The sequence below is a fragment of the Bradyrhizobium sp. SMVTL-02 genome (assembly GCF_051853005.1).
Classification (GTDB): domain Bacteria; phylum Pseudomonadota; class Alphaproteobacteria; order Rhizobiales; family Xanthobacteraceae; genus Bradyrhizobium.
The window spans coordinates 1,935,974-1,954,788 of the sequence record NZ_CP182469.1 but is presented as its reverse complement, the minus strand read 5'-3'; the positions used below and the strand labels follow the sequence as shown (position 1 = coordinate 1,954,788).

The 18,815-nt window shown below is 63.6% G+C and carries 20 protein-coding genes and 1 pseudogene; 11 read left to right on the top strand and 10 right to left on the bottom strand.

What is annotated here, in order from left to right; translation table 11 throughout:
• Window positions 1-17: 17 nt before the first annotated feature.
• Together ACNJYB_RS09140 and ACNJYB_RS09135 are read right to left on the bottom strand one after the other, a co-directional pair.
• Entirely contained in the window at window positions 18-1,115 is a 1,098-nt protein-coding gene (locus ACNJYB_RS09140) for a hypothetical protein (protein WP_439373639.1), read from the bottom strand.
• A gap of 142 nt (window positions 1,116-1,257) precedes the next feature.
• Window positions 1,258-2,682, bottom strand: a complete 1,425-nt coding sequence (locus ACNJYB_RS09135; protein WP_439373638.1) for an undecaprenyl-phosphate glucose phosphotransferase — start codon at window positions 2,680-2,682, stop codon at window positions 1,258-1,260.
• A 341-nt stretch (window positions 2,683-3,023) separates the two neighbouring features.
• On the opposite strand from ACNJYB_RS09135, the gene ACNJYB_RS09130 reads away from it, so the two are divergent.
• Window positions 3,024-3,302: a hypothetical protein gene (locus tag ACNJYB_RS09130; RefSeq protein WP_439373637.1), complete on the top strand. Its 279-nt coding sequence runs from the start codon at window positions 3,024-3,026 to the stop codon at window positions 3,300-3,302.
• Window positions 3,303-3,472: 170 nt separating this feature from the next.
• Entirely contained in the window at window positions 3,473-4,207 is a 735-nt protein-coding gene (locus tag ACNJYB_RS09125; protein WP_439373636.1) for a metallophosphoesterase family protein, read from the top strand.
• A gap of 18 nt (window positions 4,208-4,225) precedes the next feature.
• On the opposite strand, the gene ACNJYB_RS09120 is transcribed toward ACNJYB_RS09125, so the two are convergent.
• Window positions 4,226-4,648, bottom strand: a complete 423-nt coding sequence (locus ACNJYB_RS09120; protein ID WP_439373635.1) for a hypothetical protein — start codon at window positions 4,646-4,648, stop codon at window positions 4,226-4,228.
• Window positions 4,649-4,699: 51 nt separating this feature from the next.
• Complete coding sequence (locus ACNJYB_RS09115) at window positions 4,700-5,338, bottom strand: hypothetical protein (protein WP_439373634.1); 639 nt, start codon at window positions 5,336-5,338, stop codon at window positions 4,700-4,702.
• A 331-nt stretch (window positions 5,339-5,669) separates the two neighbouring features.
• On the opposite strand from ACNJYB_RS09115, the gene ACNJYB_RS09110 reads away from it, so the two are divergent.
• Both ACNJYB_RS09110 and ACNJYB_RS09105 read left to right on the top strand, forming a co-directional pair.
• On the top strand, window positions 5,670-5,843 hold the full coding sequence (locus ACNJYB_RS09110) for a hypothetical protein (protein WP_439373633.1): 174 nt from the start codon (window positions 5,670-5,672) through the stop codon (window positions 5,841-5,843).
• A gap of 228 nt (window positions 5,844-6,071) precedes the next feature.
• A complete protein-coding gene (locus ACNJYB_RS09105; RefSeq protein ID WP_439373632.1) occupies window positions 6,072-6,323 on the top strand; it encodes a hypothetical protein in 252 nt (83 codons plus the stop codon).
• Window positions 6,324-6,523: 200 nt separating this feature from the next.
• Here the strand turns inward: ACNJYB_RS09105 and ACNJYB_RS09100 are convergent, their stop codons facing one another.
• Window positions 6,524-6,808, bottom strand: a complete 285-nt coding sequence (locus ACNJYB_RS09100) for a hypothetical protein (protein ID WP_439373631.1) — start codon at window positions 6,806-6,808, stop codon at window positions 6,524-6,526.
• A 125-nt stretch (window positions 6,809-6,933) separates the two neighbouring features.
• On the bottom strand, window positions 6,934-7,380 hold the full coding sequence (locus ACNJYB_RS09095; RefSeq protein WP_439373630.1) for a hypothetical protein: 447 nt from the start codon (window positions 7,378-7,380) through the stop codon (window positions 6,934-6,936).
• A 660-nt stretch (window positions 7,381-8,040) separates the two neighbouring features.
• On the opposite strand from ACNJYB_RS09095, the gene ACNJYB_RS09090 reads away from it, so the two are divergent.
• Both ACNJYB_RS09090 and ACNJYB_RS09085 read left to right on the top strand, forming a co-directional pair.
• Window positions 8,041-8,709, top strand: coding sequence for a hypothetical protein (locus ACNJYB_RS09090; protein WP_439373629.1), 669 nt, complete (start codon window positions 8,041-8,043; stop codon window positions 8,707-8,709).
• Between the two features lie 19 nt (window positions 8,710-8,728).
• Window positions 8,729-10,879 (top strand): CHASE2 domain-containing protein, encoded by a 2,151-nt coding sequence (locus ACNJYB_RS09085; RefSeq protein ID WP_439373628.1) that lies wholly within the window; start codon window positions 8,729-8,731, stop codon window positions 10,877-10,879.
• A gap of 87 nt (window positions 10,880-10,966) precedes the next feature.
• On the opposite strand, the gene pobA is transcribed toward ACNJYB_RS09085, so the two are convergent.
• Window positions 10,967-12,139, bottom strand: coding sequence for a 4-hydroxybenzoate 3-monooxygenase (pobA, locus tag ACNJYB_RS09080; protein WP_439373627.1), 1,173 nt, complete (start codon window positions 12,137-12,139; stop codon window positions 10,967-10,969).
• A 50-nt stretch (window positions 12,140-12,189) separates the two neighbouring features.
• Here pobA and ACNJYB_RS09075 point away from each other — a divergent pair, with 50 nt between their 5' ends.
• Entirely contained in the window at window positions 12,190-13,095 is a 906-nt protein-coding gene (locus ACNJYB_RS09075) for a helix-turn-helix domain-containing protein (RefSeq protein ID WP_439373626.1), read from the top strand.
• A 351-nt stretch (window positions 13,096-13,446) separates the two neighbouring features.
• Entirely contained in the window at window positions 13,447-14,058 is a 612-nt protein-coding gene (locus tag ACNJYB_RS09070; protein ID WP_439373625.1) for a LabA-like NYN domain-containing protein, read from the top strand.
• Between the two features lie 23 nt (window positions 14,059-14,081).
• On the opposite strand, the gene pcaG is transcribed toward ACNJYB_RS09070, so the two are convergent.
• Together pcaG and pcaH are read right to left on the bottom strand one after the other, a co-directional pair.
• Window positions 14,082-14,708, bottom strand: a complete 627-nt coding sequence (pcaG, locus tag ACNJYB_RS09065; RefSeq protein WP_439373624.1) for a protocatechuate 3,4-dioxygenase subunit alpha — start codon at window positions 14,706-14,708, stop codon at window positions 14,082-14,084.
• A gap of 4 nt (window positions 14,709-14,712) precedes the next feature.
• Window positions 14,713-15,501, bottom strand: a complete 789-nt coding sequence (gene pcaH / locus ACNJYB_RS09060; protein WP_439373623.1) for a protocatechuate 3,4-dioxygenase subunit beta — start codon at window positions 15,499-15,501, stop codon at window positions 14,713-14,715.
• Between the two features lie 94 nt (window positions 15,502-15,595).
• On the opposite strand from pcaH, the gene ACNJYB_RS09055 reads away from it, so the two are divergent.
• The 3 genes and pseudogenes from ACNJYB_RS09055 to ACNJYB_RS09045 form a co-directional block, all read left to right on the top strand.
• Window positions 15,596-16,525, top strand: a complete 930-nt coding sequence (locus ACNJYB_RS09055; RefSeq protein WP_439373622.1) for a LysR family transcriptional regulator — start codon at window positions 15,596-15,598, stop codon at window positions 16,523-16,525.
• Between the two features lie 81 nt (window positions 16,526-16,606).
• Complete coding sequence (gene pncB / locus ACNJYB_RS09050; RefSeq protein ID WP_439373621.1) at window positions 16,607-17,911, top strand: nicotinate phosphoribosyltransferase; 1,305 nt, start codon at window positions 16,607-16,609, stop codon at window positions 17,909-17,911.
• Window positions 17,912-18,004: 93 nt separating this feature from the next.
• Window positions 18,005-18,151, top strand: a pseudogene (locus ACNJYB_RS09045) (GGDEF domain-containing protein); the annotation flags it as partial.
• Between the two features lie 13 nt (window positions 18,152-18,164).
• On the opposite strand, the gene ACNJYB_RS09040 reads toward ACNJYB_RS09045, so the two are convergent.
• Complete coding sequence (locus tag ACNJYB_RS09040; protein ID WP_439375511.1) at window positions 18,165-18,785, bottom strand: TetR/AcrR family transcriptional regulator; 621 nt, start codon at window positions 18,783-18,785, stop codon at window positions 18,165-18,167.
• Window positions 18,786-18,815 lie beyond the last annotated feature (30 nt).

Here is an 18,815-nt window from a genome sequence, read left to right as displayed (position 1 = left end):
TCTTCTTGCACGGAGACCTACAGTCCCCGGGTTCTCAACTCTGCCAATTCCTCGGCCGACAGACGGCCGCCGGCGAATTGCGTCAGCAGAAAGAGCGCGACCTTGGGCCTGTCGATCTCGTACATCAGCCCGAACCTGTTCTCCGGCGGCTTCTTCTGCGGCTCGTCGAACAGCTCGTAGACCATGATGCTCTCGATCTCGACGTCCTTCTGGTTCTTCAGATATTGGAACGTGTCCCGCAGCGAGCGCAGGCACTGCTCCGTCAGGGCATCGCCAGGCTGGTTGCCATAAGCCGGCTTGTAGATCTCGCCGCAATTGACCTCGTTGAACGTCACCGGGCGGCGATAGGACGCGAGCTTCTTGAACAGGTCGAAGGGCAGGTTTCGTCCATTCCAGTGCCGACGCGGATTCTGTCCCGCCACCTCGTAATAGTGGTAGGAGATCACGTCGTATTTCACGCCCCTGGACTCCATGAAGTCCAGGAAGCCCAGCATCGTCGACGTCGTGTTCAGCACCTTGCGAAGACGGCTGCCGGTCTCGCGATTGATCCGGTCGATGGCGTCGGAGGCGCCGTGCAACACCTGGGCCCAGTCCTCCATCACCGGCATCTCGAAATCTGCTGCGGTCATCCCGCGCCCGAACAGCTTCTTCCCGTCGGAATCGAGCGCGAGCAGGTTGATCTCGTTCTCGAGCTCCCAGTCGAGCACATCGTCCTTGAACTGCCGGACGAACGCGTAGGTGCGATCGTAGCCCTGCCTGTAAAGGGCCTCCCCGTCTCCCTTCGGATAGCGCCCCCTGTCAGTGCGATCGCCGTAGCGGAACGGAAAGTTTATGAGAGGATGCAGCGTGATCGAATATTTCTTGGCCAGCGCGACGGTTTTCCGGAACATCGGCGCTTCGACTGGTTCGGCATCTTGCGTGAGATTGAGACCGGTCCGGTATTGCGTCAGGCCTCGCGCCTTCATCAGCTGAAAGATCGGCTCGAGATCCCTGCGCTTCTGCGGCGGTCCACCGACTCCCCATTCCAATGCGACTGCATCGGAGCATGACGCGGCGACGACCGCCACGGCCAGCAACAGCGGCAAGACGGCGAACCTGGCGAGGCGATGGCTCAATCTGCAATGCTCCGCGTTTCGGGGGTGCCAATGGCCGGATGGGCAGCAACGGTTCGCGTGCTGCAAGATGCAGGCCGTTTCCTCTCCGCGCGGCCGATCGTGCACATCCGGCGCGACGAATGCGCGCCAGATGCAGCCCGGCTCAGTAGGCCTCCTGGTGGATCAGCGCCAGCGCGGTCTTCAGGATGATCCTGATGTCGAGAAAGATGCTCCAGTTGCTGACGTACCAGACGTCGTACTCGACCCGCTTTTCCATCAGATCTATGGTCGGGGTCTCGCCGCGGAAGCCGTTGACCTGGGCCCAACCGGTCAGGCCCGGCTTCATGTGATGCCGGTAGACGTAGTTGCTGATGAGCTGGTCGTAGTAATTGTCATGCGCGAGCGCATGCGGGCGCGGCCCGACCAGCGACATCTCGCCGCGCAAAACGTTCCAGAGCTGCGGCAGCTCGTCGATGCTGGTCCGCCGGAGCACGCGGCCGACACGGGTCACCCGCGCGTCGCTCTTTGTCGCTTGCGTGACGACTTGACCATTCTCCGCCACGGTCATCGAGCGGAACTTCCAGATCTCGAACTGCTTGCCGTTGAAGCCGCGCCGGAACTGCTTGAAGATCACCGAGCCCTTGGAATCGAGCTTGATCATGATCGCGGCCGTCACCAGCAGCGGCGCCAGCAACAAGAGCGCGAAGGAGGCAATGCCGATATCGAGGCAGCGCTTCTGCGCCCGCTCGAACACGCTCAGCGGCGCACGCTGGATCTCGATCGCAACCGTCCCGCTGACGGGCTGGAACGGACGCGAAACCAGATCGGCGATCGGAAAATCCGGCAGCAGGCGGATCGGCTGGGGAACGACGCGCAGGTGCTGGCTCAGCTTCTGGAGAAGCGGCATCTCGTCCCAGTCGATGACCAGGAGATATTCTTCCACGTCTGCGGTCCGGGCCTGACGAATGATGTCGCGGATCTCGCGATCCCAGCCTGCGCCCTCCTCGGAGGGCTCGAGCACGAAATGCCGCACGACGTTGAAGCCGTGCTTGCGCAGATCCTTGAAACGGGTCGAGGTGAAATCGAGCGCCTTGAGGCTGAGCAGCGCAACCTTCCGGTCGACGAGACGGCCCTTGGCGTAGCTCGAGGTGAGACCCAGGCGCCACAACACGCGCAGCCCGCCCAGGGCAATGCCGCCGGTCGCGGCGAAGAGCAGCGTGGTTCCGCGCGACAGATCCGCAGACGATTTGAGCAGGAACGCCTCGACGGCGAGAATGGTCAGCGAGATCAGCCAGACCGCCAGGCTCTTGCGCAGCTGCCACATGGTGTTCAGCAGGCGATGGTGATCGTAGACGCCCTGGAAGTAGGCGATCATCACGAACACCGCGGCGACGACGAGACCGGCTCCGACCGACGAATCCTGCTCGACCACGAGCGCGCGATACAAACCGCTCGCCGCGAAATAGCTGAGCAGCACCGCGACGAAGTCACCGGCGATCAAAGCCATCTGGAGGGGTCTCTGGAGGGCACCGCGTCGGTTCGATATACCCGAATAATAGTTTTCCGAACCGTAAGTTGCTACAGCCATCCGAACCTCGCTGCCTCGTCACGTTCCCGCAATCAATGCGAGCAAATCGATGCAAATTCTCGACCTGCGCCAGAGTATATCTTAACTAAACAAAGCGACATTGCGGCAGTGCACCGAAAAAATCAAATCGATTCTCATGCAATGCAGCGCCGCTGCGAGAGAATGCTCAAACTACTGTCACACACGTGATAATTGTGCGGGCATCACGCCACGATTTCCGTCAAATCGCGCCATTTGCGCGCCGCGCGTGGCGCGCATTTGAACGACTGTTCAACCATTCCGCTTAAGCCGTTATTAGCTCGCCGCCATTAACACTCGTGACCAATTCGGGGAGTTGCGTCGTGAGTACGGTTGCCGTTTTCAGCCTGTTGATTGGATCGTTGCTGGGAGGCCGATTCCGCATCTTCATCCTGCCGCCCGTCATCGTTGTCGGTGCAGCGATCCTCGGTGCGGGCTCGACCTGGCAGGGACATGATTCGGCTCGCACCGTTGTCACGATTCTTGTTTTTGCGGCGGTGCTACAGCTTGGCTATTTCTGCGGCGCGGCTCTGGTCCGCGCGCGGGCGTCCGCCTATCGCGGCAAGGCCGCGCCGTCGTTCGACGGCCGGAGCTTCGGCTAGTCGGCTGGACGCGCCTGGGGATCGACGGTTCGCAAAGCGGTGGGATATCGACCGGCCCGCAGAAATCAACCTTTACGCGCGGAAGGCAGGGAAAAAGCGGCTCGTGGTGCAGCGTTTTCGTCGATAGCGTATAGACATCCCGGGCGAAGCTCTCTCAAGAGTTGTACCCCATGCCCATGACCGCGCCCAAAAATTCGCCTCGGCCGAAGTTACCCAACGGCGTGCGCATCTATGCGATGAGCGACATCCACGGCTGCGCGCATCTGCTCGAACAGATGTTGGCCGTCATCGACGCGGACATGGCGAACAGCCAACCCTATCGCGCCATCGAGGTCTTCCTGGGCGACTACATCGACCGCGGACCGGATTCGCGCCACACCCTCGACCTCCTGATCAGGCGCAGCCGCCGCCGCAACACGGTGTTTCTCAAGGGCAATCACGAGGCCTATTTCACCTCGGTGCTGGAGAATCCCTCGCGCACCGCCGACTGGTTTCAGTTCGGCGGGCTGCAGACCTTGATGTCTTACGGCGTGTCGGCGGCGCCCGGCCTCAGCAAGGACGAACAGTCCGAGCTCGTGCGCGAGCTCGCATCGGCGATGCCGCCGGAGCATATCGCTTTCCTGCGCCAGCTGCGGCCGACATTCACATGCGGCGACTTCTTCTTCGTCCATGCCGGCGTGCGCCCGGGCATTCCGCTCTCCGAACAGCGCGAGTCCGATCTGTTGTGGATCAGGGACGAATTCCTCCAGAGCAAGAGGCGGTTCGGCAAGTACGTCGTGCACGGTCACACGCCGGTGAAGCAGGCCGAGCTGCTGGCGAACCGCGCCAACATCGATACCGGTGCATATGCCACCGGAAATCTGACGCTGCTGTCCATCCAGGGCAACAGCATGCTCGCGATCTAGCGGCCTGCGCGCGACGTTCTAGTTGGTGGAGCTTGCGGGAGGCTTGTATTCCGGAAAGCGGCTCAGCATCGCCGCCTTCAGGAACTTGAAATGCGCGATCGAAGCGCTGAGCTCCTTGAGCCGACGCTGGCCGTTCAGGATCTCCTTGTCGAACAGATCCTGGTGATGGTTGTCGAGCGCTTCGCGCTCGAGATATTCGTCGTCGCCGTTGCCGATGGTCACCGCCGCACGCGCCAGCACGTCTTCCACCCGACGGTTCAACCCCGACTGTTCGCGCTCCGCCGCTTGGAGTGCATCCTCGATCGCGGTCATGATGGCTTCGATGCGCGTGCGATCGGTTTCGGCGTCTCGCTCGGGCGAGCGCGCCCGGAACGCCTGCTCTCCCCCGAAACGGTCTTTCAGGAAGTTCTGGGTGCGGGCCCGCAAGAAGAGCTGAAACATGCGTGCATTTTCCGGTTCGAGGCGCCAGACCTGAAAATGGGTCCGGGATGGTTAATAAAGATTGAATCCTTCCCGCCGTTCGGTGCGGCTTTGCGCGATCCATGCCTTCCAGGCGCCCTCGTGCTTCTCGTAGAGCTCAATCCGGCGCCGCTCGCCGGCATCCGGCCACGTATCTCGGCCGTCGGACGCCAGCTGCAACCGGCCCGGCGCCTGTCCGCTGTCGAGCCGCTCGAACTCGAACGTCTCCTCGGGCGTCAGGCCAATCAGGACGCGCCGGCCTCCCGCATCGACGAAATACCGCCGCGGCGCGGTGTCCGTCGAACTGGTGAAGGCGTCTACCCGCGTTCCCGTCATGATCCACTCCCCTGCCACGCAAGCCGGCGCCTGCACGCCGGTTGTACAGCCATCGAAATACATGCACCGCCGCCGCGGACGCGATGCGCCAGTCTCGTCTGCGAGTTGTGTCGAGATCATGATGGGCGACGCTGATTTTCTTGCCACGCCCGGGATTTTTTCGCAGCACCGTGCTGGCGAAGCGATCCGTCTCGCGCTCAGCTGAAGAACCACAGGAACAACCTCACCTGCAAGGGCGTGATGAAATACACCCATCCCGCCATCGCAATCAGCGCAACGCTGAAAATGCGCCTTCGAATGCCCACTCTGGGCTTCGCCGCGGATCGGCGCGGCCACGACCTCACGCCATGTGTCGCGGCGAGCTCGAACGCGAGCCCCGCCGCGAGTCCTTGCGAGGATTTTCGAAATCCGTGGCGACCATCGGAGCCGCGGTTCGGCCTCGGCTGACCAAAAGGCCGTGGTACTACGGGCCGTCGCGCACCGATTTCATCGCGGTAAGGTTGAGAGGTTAGCTTAATCCGCGGTGTTTGTTGCGAATGCCGAAGGATCGCGTATCCATCTTCGCACCGGGCTCCCCCAGGCCCGGCCCCACCAAGCAAAGCCGTCGAGCGAACGTGGGTCCGCTTGGCGGCTTTGTCGTTGTGTCGACGAGAGGATGATTTCGGTTATGGCGCGCAGGCCCTGGTCGTTCAAGGAAGACCGCCGGCTGATGGAGTTGGCCAAGTCTTCAACATCGCTGGAAGAGGCGGCGAGGCTTCTCGGTCGCTCGCCCGACGCGATCAAGCGCATGGCCTTGCGCCTCGGCCTGTCGTTGAAATCCAAGAGCACCAAGAAGAACTGACGCCCGCCGCCCCGGCCCGCGCGACAGTTCACGGACGTGCGCGCCTCGCCGCATCAAGCGACGCGGGGCCAAACGACACAATCCGAATACCTTCAGCACACTCGATCTCTCCGCGCCGGGATGTTAAGCTGCCCTCTGACGAAGATTGAGCGTCGTCTTTTTTCGGCGGCGAATGATCGCCCGACCGGCTGCGGTGGCCGCCCGGTCGGTTGGTTGGAGGAATGCGCCATGTTGTCTCGCGCACTCGCCGCAGCCCTGCTCCTGGCTCTGCCTTCGATGGCGTCGGCGCAAGTCCCCGTACGGTTCGGATTTCCGAACGGTGCGCCGTGGTGCGCCTTTGGCTTCGATTGCAGATTCCTCAACTACCGGGAATGCGCGGACTGGATCTATGATCCGGCGCGGAACTGCCTCAAGAATCCGTACTTCGCGGCCCACTATCCGACCAATGTCGACAAGGGCTGGTCCTACAACCGGCGCTGAACGTCAGGTCCCGCGAACGCCTTTGTCACCGACAGGCGCGTGGCTTCGCGTCTGTCGCGATCGGAGTTGAAATTCTGCAAGCAGTCACGCCGGATCGTGACCCGCGGCTCATAGATGTGCTGCGGAAGGCCGCCGGCGGACCACCCTGGCTTTCCTGCCGTGGCCGCGGGCCTCCTGAAGCGGCCAGTGGCGCGACGGAGCTACGCCACGCCGCGCCTGAGGCTGTCCTGTTCAGTCGCGAGAACAGCGGACATCCGTCGATGGGTCTCGCGCAGCGCCGCGATTGCATCGTCGAGAGCAAAGTCGGGTTCGCGAACGGTCTCGAAGAACCGGGCCATCAATGCGGCGCTCAGCTTGACGCGGGTGTTCCCGTCGCGGCTCTTGCGGCGGTCGAGCGACAGATGCAGCGCCAGCAGCCGCGCTTCGGCAGCGCTGCAGCCGTTGAGTGTCGCGAGTTCGTCATATGTCATCCAGATCTGAGGCATGTCCCTGTCCGCCTTTTGGTATGGGCCTCAACCTAGACGTCACCTCTAAAAGCAGAGTTGCTGCAGTAAAGGCTCACGATGCTTTCGCGCCAACAGCGTCAATGCAAAGCTAAGACACCGGAGCTTCAGGACAGGGGAGTCTTGGTCGGCGTGAACCGAGGGCGTGGCCGGCCCCGGTTGTCGAGGCCCTTCGGCAGCTTGTCGGCATTGAGCTTCACCACCGCGCATCGGGCGTCGGAGGCCGGCGCATTCTCCTGGCTGTAGATCAGCGTCGCCTCGAATTTCACGTCGGGTGCTTCCCTGGCCGTTCCCGTGCAGGTCGCCAGCAGGCCGTTGCATACACCCGAGAGATCGACCTCGACCCGGTCCGGCCCGAACACGTTCGGCGGACCATCGGAGTGCCGGTTCACGGTCAAGACCGCCGAGAAGCGCTCGTCATCGACCCGGTACGAGCCGCCATAGGTGAAGAAGCTGTCGCTGCCTGAAATCCGGCCGTCGGTGAGGTCCACCAGGCCGGTGCCCTGACCACGCGGGGTCCTGAACCAGGCAGCATACTTGCCGTCTCTCAACATACGGAATTTCTCGCCGTGATTTTGACCGAGGTATTTGCAACCAACTCCGGGGCGCGACAATGACCAAACCGCCGCCGCTAACGCCAAGGTTAACGCCCTCGAAACCCGATCCGTCGAATTGCTGCCGAGGCGTGCGGTGGCGGCGCCGAGATCTCGACCGCCTCGAGGCGCCGCTCGATGCAAGCCCAAGCGTCTGCAAGAATTCGCGGTGGACGTCGCGTTCGCGTTCCAGCGTGTAGCACGCAAAGAGATCGTCGAGGTTGGCCTCGTCCTGCGGCTGCGGCCGCTGCGCGCCCGCGCTCACGCGCTCGAGGCGCGCCGCAACAGCAGGCACGCCGCCGAGCCTTCGGCAAGCCTGGTCATCAGGCCTTTCGGCGAATTCATCAGGCCTTCGAATTCGGCGCCCTCGTCGACGAGCCGGCTGAAGGCGGTCCGGCCGAGGACCGTTCACCCGCGGCCGTGCCAGCCGCCTGACATTATCCATTCGCCAACAGCTTGCCGCGGCGCCGTTTTCTCCGGTCGCCGGGTTGAACCTGTTCCTGCTAAGGTGGCACCAAGATTAAAGAGTGATTCTGGTCACACGTGCCTGGGCGGGCCGCTACTAAGCATCGGATCGGGGCACGACCGGCACAGCATCGGTCGAATTGGATGAGAATACCCATGAAAAGCCTGATCGGCGCCGTTGCCGGCGCGTTCTGTGTTGCGGCCCCCGCTTTGGCGGAGACCCCGGCTGCAATCGTCGAGGACGTCCAGGGCAAGGTCGACGGCATCGCGTTCATGGACTACGTGGCGGCGGGCAAGATCATCAAGCTCGGGCCCAAGGCGAGCATCACGCTCAGCTACCTGAAATCCTGCCAGCGCGAGACCATCAGTGAGGGCGTGGTGCTGGTCGGCGCCGAGCAGAGCACCGTGCAGATCGGCGAGGTCAAGCGCGAGAAGGTGCCCTGCGACACCAATGCGGCAAAGCTGTCCGAGCGCGAGGCCAACCAGAGCGCCGCGACCACCTTCCGCACGATGCGCTCGGATGCCACGGGCGCCCCGGCCAAGCTGCCGACGCTCTACGGCACGGCCCCCCTGGTACAGGCCAAGAGCGGCAGCACGCTGGTGATCGAGCGCACCGACGGCAAGGAACCCACCATCACAGTGCCGCTCAAGAACGAGGTCATGGTTGGCGGCAAATTCTATGACTTCGCCAAGGCCGGGAAGTCGCTGACCCCCGGCGGCAGCTATCTCGCCATCCTCGGCGCCAAGCGCTACGCCTTCCAGATCGATGCCGGCGCCACGTCCTCGCCGACGCCGATCGTCGGCCGCCTGCTGCGGCTCGAATAGGCGGCTCTGCGAAGGCGCGATGCGGCGGATCGGCAGGCGGGACATCGTTGCGGCGATCCTGATTGCGCTCCTTGCGGGCGCGGTCTTCACGTCACCACCGCTTCAGGCGCTGCAAGGTCTCTCGCTCGACATCCTCACGGCGCTGCGCGGCAAGATCGCCCCCGACCGCCGTGATCCCGCGACGTCGCCGGTCGTGGTGGTGGCGATCGACGGGGAGACGTATGAGACCCCGCCCTTCAAGGGATCGCCGACCCAGACCTGGACGCGCGAGATCGGCCGCGTGCTCGGCGGCATCACCGAGGGCGGCGCCAAGGTGATCGGCTTCGACGTCATCTTTCCGAGCTCGATCGAGCAATCGGAAATTCCCTTTGGCGAGGCGTCGTTCGGCAGCCGCGTAAGGGGATTTGACCGGGACTATCTGATTGCACTCAGGCGACTCTCCGACAGCGGCAAGCTCGTGCTCGGCGAAATCCTGAGCAACGATCATCCGGACAGACCCGATCGCGCCCAGCAGGTCGCCGTGAAATCGAATATCCGCGCCCTCAACGTCCATACCGACGGTGACGACGTGATCCGGCGGATGCCGTTGAGCTTTTCCATCGATGGCCAACCCGTGCCTGCGATGGCCGTCGAACTCGCCGCGCGCGCGCTCGGTGCGAAGCCTGAGACCGGGCCGGCCGGCGTGACGAACTTATTCGGCTACGCGATCCCAAGCGCGGTCCCCAACACGCTCACGCTCAATTTCCGCGGCATGGGCCGCGACGTCCCTACCTATTCCTTCGCGGATTTGCGCGCCTGTGTCGAGAAGGGAGACACCGACTTCTTTCGCCGCGCCTTCGACGGGAAGATCGTGCTGCTCGGCAGCATCCTCACCTTCGACGATCGCAAGCTCACCTCGATGCGCCTGGCTGCCGGATACGATGGAACACCCGGGCCACGATGCGCCCTGCCCGCGCCTGCGACCAGCGCGCAACAAACCCGCAGCGCAGTCGCCGGCGTCTTCGTCCACGCCACAGTCGTGCGGAATCTGCTCGAGCATGATGCCGTCACCGAGCTCGGCTCGCCGTGGCGACCGATCCTCACAATGCTGTTCGCCGCTATCGTTGCCGGTGCCGCCTGTCTGCTCGCTCCGACCGGTGCAGCGATCACCTGGCTTTCGCTCACCATTGCCTACGCCATCGTCGCCGTCAGCACATTCGCGCATGCCATCGCGCTTCCCCTGACCGAACCCGTACTTGCCGGCCTCGCCGCGCTCGCCATGATGATCGGCTATCGCTTCGTGCTGGCCGATCGCGACGAGCGTTTCCTGCGCAAGAGCTTTGCCCTCTATCTCGCGCCCGAGGTCATCGACACCATGGTCACCTCCGGCAAGATGCCGGCGCTCGGCGGCGAGATGCGCAACGTCACCATGTTCTTCTCCGATCTCAGCGGCTTCTCCTCGATCGCGGAGACGATGACACCGGGCGAACTGGTCACGCTGATGAACGAATATCTCTCCGCCATGACCGACATCATCGAGGGCCATGGCGGCTACGTCGACAAATATATCGGCGATTCCATCGTCGCCATGTTCGGCGCACCCGCCGACGATCCTGCCCACGCCCGCAACGCGGTTCGCGCGGCGCTGAAGTGCCACGAGAAGCTCGCTGAGCTCAATGCCGGCAACCCCGCCTTCGCCGGCCACGGCCTGTCGCACCGCATCGGACTCAACAGCGGCGAAGCCGTGGTCGGCAATATCGGCTCCCGCCGCCGTTTCAACTACACCGTGATGAGCGACACCGTGAACGTCGCCTCGCGGCTCGAAGGCGCAAACAAATATTACGGCACCGCGATCATGGCCTCGGAAGCGACGGCCGCGCAGACCGGCGACTCTTTCGCCTGGCGCGAGCTGGACGCGATCAGGGTGATGGGCCGCGGCGAGGCGATCCGGGTGTTCGAGCCGCTGGCCGAGAGGGGCGCGGAGAGCGCCGCGCAGGCGAAGGTGGCGGCCACGTATGCGGAAGGGCTGGCCTGCTGGCGGGCAAGGGAGTTTGCGAAGGCAGCCGATGCGTTCGACGGCGGAGCAAAGATCGATCCGGCCGCGGCACTGTTCGCCAAGCGTGCAAGGGCGCTTGCCGCAAGTCCGCCACCTCCGGATTGGACGCCGGTCAATACGCTGGAAGGGAAGTAGCGCAGCGATTCAAGCGAGCTGAACTTCCCTTCTCCCCTTGCGGGCCGCAAGGGGAGAAGGGAAGACAGCGGCGCTGGCGCAACAGGCCTAAAACGGCAACCCCACATAATTCTCCGCAAGCAACCGCTGCGCCGTCTCCGACGAGAGCAGATAGTCGAGCTCCGTCTGCTGCAGCCGGTCCTCATATTCGATCCGGTCGGGGAAACGATGCAGCATCATCGTCATCCACCAGGAGAAGCGCTGCGCCTTCCAGATCCGCGCCAGTGCCTTGGCGGAATAGCCTTCGAGGCCGGAACCGTCACCGCGCTGATAATGCGCGAGCATGGCGTGATAGAGATAGTAGATGTCGGAGCCGGCGCTGTTCAGTCCGCGCGCGCCGGTCGGCGGCACGATGTGGGCGGCATCGCCGGCGAGGAACAGGCGGCCATAGCTCATCGGTTCGGCGACGAAGCTGCGCAACGGCGCGATGCTCTTCTCGATCGACGGCCCCATGATCAGGCGGCCTGCGACGTCGTCCGGCAGGCGGCGCTTCAGCTCGGCCCAGAACGCATCGTCGCTCCAGTCCTCCACCTTGTCGGTCAGCGGCACCTGGATGTAGTAGCGGCTGAGCACCTGCGAACGCAGGGAGCAGAGTGCAAAGCCGCGCGCGTGTTTCACATAGATCAGCTCGGGCGACACCGGCTTGGTGCGCGACAGCACCCCTAGCCAGCCGAACGGATACACCTTCTCGTATTCGCGCAGGACATCCTTCGGGATCGATTTGCGGCTGACGCCGTGGAAGCCGTCGGCGCCGACGATGTAGTCGCAATCGATGCGGATCGTCTCGCCGTTCGATCGATAGGTCACGTAAGGCCGGTCCGTAGTCAGATCGTGCGGCGTCACATCCTGCGCATTGTGCACGACCATGCCGCCAAAGCGGTCCCGCGCCTCGTAGAGATCGCGCGTCAGCTCGGTCTGGCCGTAGACCAGCACCGAATTGCCGCCGGAATGCCTGTGCAGGTCGATATGCGACAGCATGCCGTCATGGGCAATCTCGAACCCGTTGTGGATCTCGCCCTCGCGGTCCATCCGCTCGCCGCATTGCGCCTCGCGCATCAGTTTCGCAAAACCGTGCTCGAGCACGCCGGCGCGGATTCGGGCCAGCACGTGGTCGCGGCTGTATTTCTCCAGCACGACCGTGTCGATGCCCTTGAGGTGCAGCAGCTGGGACAGCAGCAGCCCGGATGGCCCACCACCGATGATACAGACCTGAACTTTCATTTTTGCGTCCTCCCGCCGGCACTTTTTTGCAGATATCACGCCGCAAACCGATGGAGGGTTTTGCCATTGTCTTGTACTATTCGAACATGAGAAGCACAGCCCCCGCCCCGGCGATCCGGGTCTACAACCTGTTCGGCGAATCCGGCGATCTGCCCGACGTCGTGCACTGCGAGACGATCGCATCCCGCTCGGTGCTGCACGACTGGACCCTGGCGGTGCACCGCCATGCCCGACTGCACCAGGTCCTGCTGATCGAGCGCGGCGGCGGCGAGGCGACGCTCGACGGGCGCGTCGCGCCCTTGAAGCCGATGCAGATCGTCAACGTGCCTGTCGGACACGTCCACGGCTTCCGCTTCGAGCCGGATACCCAGGGCTGGGTCTTGACCATCGCCGCCGAGATCCTGGACGAGGCGCTGCTCGCGGCCGAAGGCTTGCGGGGAGTCCTGTCGCGATCTGCCATCGTACGCGGCACGCCACAGATCCGCACCACCATGAAGCAGATTTTTGCTGAGCACGCGGGGCGTGATTACGGCCGCGCGCATGTTTTGCGGGCGTTGTCGGCGGCCATGATCGGACTGGTGGCCCGCGCGATCACCAGTGGGAGCGGCGGCAATGGCACTGCGGAAAGCAGCCTGTTCCGCCGCTTTGAGGCGCTGCTCGAACAGCACCATCTGCAGCGCTGGAGCGTTGCGGACTACGCAGGCGCGCTGTCGATCACGCCGACCCATCTCAACCGCGTGACGCGGGCGGCAACGGGCGACACCGCCTCGCACCTGATCCTCAACCGGCTGATCCGCGAGGCGCGGCGCAACCTCGTCTACACCAACCTGCCGGTCTCGACGATCGCCTACGCGCTCGGCTTCGAGGACCCCGCCTATTTCAGCCGGGTCTATGCGGCCGCCACAGGACTGTCGCCGCGCGCCTTTCGCACGCAGCTTCATGACGGCGAAGGCTGACCCATCGGACGAAGGACCACGCGCGCTGATGGTCGGAGGCCCCGCCGCAGTCGCGTTGGTTGCCGGTGCGCCCCACTTACCTTCGTATATGGGGTGCTATCCTTTGGATAGAGGCCCTTTACCTCCGTACAATTGAGCAGGCAATGCGCTCGCCCTACCGTGGCTGCATTCGGCGCCCTGGCGCTGGTGGCATCGACCCCTCCCTAACCTTGGCGCAAGGCGGCCACCCCTGTCCGGTCGCCGGCGCCGCTTTTTTGGCAAGCCGTCGGCGCCTTCAGTGTTTCCCGCCGAACACACGGTGCCCTGCGGCCGAACAGGCTGGCTTCGTGCGGAACTGGAGATTTGTCCATAATGTCTTCGATTGGGAAGATCGCACTCTTTATTGATGGCGCCAATCTGTATGCCACCTCCAAGGCGCTCGGCTTCGACATCGATTACCGGCGTCTGCTCGGCGAATTTCAAGGCCGAGGCACGCTGTTGCGCGCCTTCTACTACACGACCCTCATCGAGGATCAGGAATATTCGTCAATCCGCCCGTTGATCGATTGGCTCGACTACAACGGATTCACCGTCGTCACCAAGTTCACCAAGGAGTTCGTCGACGCGACTACCGGCCGCCGCAAGGTGAAGGGCAGCATGGATGTCGATCTCGCCGTGAGTGCGATGGAGCTCGCCGAACATGTCGACGAGATCGTGTTGTTCTCCGGCGATGGGGATTTTCGTTCGCTGGTGGAATCCCTGCAACGCCGCGGTGTTCGCGTGACGGTCGTCTCCACACTCTCCACTCAGCCACCCATGATCGCCGACGATTTGCGCCGGCAGGCGGACGTATTCATGGATTTGGCTGAACTGAGACAAAGAGTGGGGCGCGATCCGGTCGAGCGGCCGGGATCGCGCGAGGTGCGGCAGCCACCGCAATTCCTCGCGCGCGGAACGATCAAACGCGGCGACCGGGTGGAGTGACCCTGCGGGACACCGCCGGATCGTCACACGTCGAAGAACACCGTCTCCTCAGGCCCCTGCAAATTGATCGTGAAGGAATACACGACCTTGCCCGCGCGCTCGCTGCGCGTTGCGATCAACGTCTTGCGACGCGCCGGCGGTTCGATCAGGTTGAGCACGGGATCGGCGGCATTGACGGCCTCTTCGTCCGAGAAATAGAGCCGCGTGTTGAGACCGATATTGATGCCGCGCGCGACGATCCAGACATTGACGTGCGGCGCGCATTTGCGCCCCGCCTTGTCGGTGATCGCGCCGGGCTTGATGGTCTCGAAGGTGACGAGTCCACTGTCGAAATCGGAACCGGCGCGGCCCCAGCCACGAAACTCCTGCTCCAGCGCACCGGCCGAGCGATCCGCCGGATGGTTGTAGCGGCCGGCCGCATTGGCCTGCCAGATTTCCAGCAGCACGTCGCGCAGCGGCGCACCGCTGCCGTCGAGCACCCTGCCTTCCAGCGTGATGCGCTCGCCCTTGGTGTTCGGCCTCACCAGCACGTTGGAAAAGTTCTTCTCGAAGATGTCGAAGCCGGCCATAGCCGGGATCAGGCCGATATGGACGTAGGGTCCGGCGGTCTGCGAGGCGGTTTCCTTGAGATAGTTGAGCGGCTGCGGCATGGACTTAGTTCCCCGCGGTGCGATTTTCGAAATAGGTGGAGCGCTGGCCGCGCAGGACGATGTCGAAGCGATAGGCGAGCGAGTCGAACGGCGTCGAGGCGTTGAGGTCGAGCGGCGCAACCAGGCGGTCGAGCGCATCCTTGTCCGGGATCGTCGTCAGGATCGGGCAGACCGGGATCAGCGGGTCGCCCTCGAAATACATCTGGGTGATCAGCCGCTGCGCAAAGCCCGAGCCGAACACCGAGAAGTGGATGTGGGCGGGACGCCAGCTGTTGACGTAGTTGCGCCAGGGATAGGGGCCCGGCTTCACGGTGCGGAAATAATAGTAGCCGGTGTCGTCGGTCAGCGCCCGGCCGCAACCGCCGAAGTTCGGATCGATCGGCGCCAGATACGTGTCCTTCTTGTGCCGATAGCGGCCGCCGGCATTGGCCTGCCAGAACTCGACCAGCGTGTTCGGAACGCCGCGGCCGGTCTCATCCAGCACGCGGCCGTGGACGATGATGCGTTCGCCGACGGGATCGCCGTCCTTGGCGTAGTTGCGGATCAGGTCATTGTCGAGCGGACCGAGATCGTTGTGGCCGAACACCGGCCCCGTGATCTCCGAGACCGAGTTCTCCAGCGACAGCAGTGCCTGGCGCGGCGAGCGCAGCACCGAGGATTTGTAACCGGGCGCATGCGCCGGCGGATGGATCGAACGATCGCGCTGGAAAAAGCCGCCATCGCCGAGCGGCGGCGTGAACGGCTCGGGGCGGTTGAGGCGGGGATCCTGCAAGGCTGTCGCCTGGGCATTCATCGGCGTTGTCTCTCCCTGTGGCGCCCGGTCCGGGCGCGCGGCTTGTTGGACGATAATGCCGCCACCTATTCTCAAGATAAATAGATCGATTATAATGAATTGCATGAAGAAAATCGATCATTTGGCGCTCGACGGCCACGCCCTCGAACTGTTCCTCGCGGTGCTGGAGGAGGGATCGGTGACGGCGGCGGCAACACGGCTCCGCCTGACGCAATCCGCGGTCAGCCACGGACTGAACAAGCTGCGGCGGATTGCCGGCGACCCGCTGTTCGCGAAGTCCGGTCGCGGCATCGTCGCCACCGCGCACGCCCAGGCGCTGGCTGCGAAGGCGCGCGCACTGATCGACGAGATGCGCAGCTTTGCCGGCGGCGTCAGCTTCGTGCCGGCACAGGCGCAGCTGTCGCTGACGATCGCCGCCAACGACTTCCAGCGCGACCTGTTGCTGCCACGCTTCTTCGACCATGTCGCCGGCCAGGTGAAGAAGCTGAACCTGCGCGTCATCCCCTCGCAATCCCCCTCGCCCGCGATGCTGCGCGAGAACCGCTGCGATCTCATGATCACTCCTCTGCCGCCGTCCGGCATCGACATCGTGCAGAAGCGGCTGCTCAGCGATCACTACGTCTGCTACTACGATCCCAAGGCACGCGCGGCGCCCGCCGGCCGCAGCGCATACCTCGCGGCGCGCCACATCACCGTCGTCTATACCGATAACGAGCGGCTCGACTTCGACCGCCGCCTCGCGGCCAATGGCTTCCACCGCGACATCGCCATCTCGGTGCCGAGCTTCTCGGGCGTGCCCTCGTTCCTGCGCGGATCGCAGATGCTCGCGAGCATGCCGAGCCTGCTCGCATCCGGCGTGATGGGCGGCTTCGCGCAAGCCCGCATTCCGCTGGCCTCGCGCACCCGGACGCTGGCCGAGCTGCCGATGTTCATGGTCTGGCACCAGCGCTACCAGAAGGACCCGGCCCATCGCTGGATTCGAAGCCAGCTCGAGACCGTCGCGACGACGGCGGCCGGAGACTGAACCCACGCTCCAATTTCGGGAAAGTCAGCCCCTCGCCAAACCCACTGGTTGGGCGGGGGTCACCACGCTAGAATTAGCTCCATGACAGTGACCGACATTGCGAGCCGGACCTACAATCATAGCTGGCGGCTGGATCCCATCATCCGCAGCCTGCTTGATACCGATTTCTACAAGCTATTGATGTTACAGATGATTCGGGAGGATTACCCGGATCAGCAGGTGACCTTCTCGGTCATCAACCGCTCGCGCCATGTGCGGCTCGCCGAGATCATCGATGAGGGCGAGCTGCGCGCCCAGCTTGACCACGCGCGCACCATCCGCTTCACCAAGAAAGAGCTGATCTGGCTGGCCGGTAACACGTTCTACGGCAAGACCCACATGTTCTCGGCGGATTTCATCCGCTGGCTCGCCGAATTCCGCCTTCCCGAATACGAATTGCGCAAGGTCGACGGCCAGTATGAATTGCACTTCCACGGGCCGTGGACCCACACCTCGATGTGGGAGATTCCGGCGCTCGCGATCCTGAACGAGTTGCGCTCGCGCGCCGCGATGAAGGGCCGCGGCCGATTCGAGCTCGACGTTCTCTACGCACGCGCCAAGGCCAAGCTGTGGACCAAGGTCGAGCGGCTGCGCAAGCTGGAGAATTTGCGGCTCTCCGACTTCGGCACCCGCCGCCGCCACGGCTTCCTCTGGCAGCGCTGGTGCGTCGAGGCGGTGAAGGAAGGCCTGGGCCCCTCCTTCATCGGCACGTCCAATGTGCTGCTCGCGATGGACAACGATCTCGAAGCCATCGGCACCAACGCGCACGAACTGCCGATGGTCGCGGCTGCGCTCGCAAGGGACGACGAGGAATTGCGCTGGGCCCCCTACCGCATCCTCGACCAGTGGCGCCAGACCTATGGCGGCAACCTTCTGATCGCACTGCCCGATGCCTTCGGCACCAAGGCTTTCCTCCGCGATGCGCCGGAATGGGTCGCCGACTGGACCGGCTTCCGCCCCGACAGCGCACCGCCCATCCAGGCCGGTGAGGAGATCATGGCCTGGTGGGAGAAGAAGGGTCGCAATCCCAGGGACAAGCTGCTCGTGTTTTCCGACGCGATGGACGTCGGCTCGATCGAGGAGACCTATCACCATTTCACCGGCCGCGTGCGGCTGTCGTTCGGCTGGGGTACCAACCTCACCAACGACTTCGTCGGCTGCACGCCGGACGGCTCGTTCAATCTCGATCCGATCTCGCTGGTCTGCAAGGTGTCGTCGGTCGACGGCCATCCGGCCGTCAAGCTCTCCGACAATCCGGAAAAGGCAACCGGCCTGCCTTCGGAGATCGAGCGTTACCTGCGTGTGTTCGGCGATGCCGGCCGCGTACGCAAGCCGGTGCTGGTCTAGCAATTCTCTCGATCGGGTAAACAGCACGCGACGAATGCGCGGCATTGATTTGTCGATATCGCTCGAGTTCCGCTTTCTCGGCATTTGAGGCGATCTGCAGCCCTCGAGGAGGCGACGCGCCGCGCGGATGCCGCCTGCTACCGCGCCAAGGAAAAGGGCCGCAATCGGGTTCAGGTCGACAGCGTGCGGCCCGACGTCGTGCTCGTTGCCACACGGCCGCGCGAAGCTGCGCGGGCCTGACGCTGCAGGCCCCTTATCTCAGGGGCTGAATTCCAAGACCGGCAAGATGCGTATCGATAAACTGCTCGACCTGCTGGCGCAGCATCTGTGGCGGCACGGCCACCATGCGCTCCTCGAGGCCGAGCGAGATGATGCCGTGCACGGCGGAGAACAGGGTGCGCGACAGCAGCGCGATCTTCACGTCATCCGCATTCGGTAGCACCCGCACCAAAGGCGCGTGCATCAGCGCGAAGGCGTCCATCACCATCTGAAGGATGTCGTCCGGATACGGACGATCGTCCTCCATCCGATGCTCGAACAGCGAGCGCAGCAGATTGGCGTGCTCCGCAAAGAATTCGAGATAGGTCTCGGCAAGCCCGTACAGCTGGCGGATGGGATCCTCTGCCGGAACCCCACGCAGCCGGGCCGTGAGCGCCTGAACGGTCTCCCGGTTAACGGTCAGGATGACCCCGTCGAAATCGCCGAACTCGTTATAGACGCTGCCAACCGAGCAGCCCGCGGCCTCCGCAACGTCCCGAACCTTCAGTGATCTCAAGCCCTTAAGCGTAATGATGGTGCGGGCGATCTCCAGGATCTGGAGCCGGCGCCGATTTTTTTTCTGATCCCGCGGCGATTCTTCTTGAACATTGTTCATTTTCAGGCTACCAATGTGAACATTGTTCAA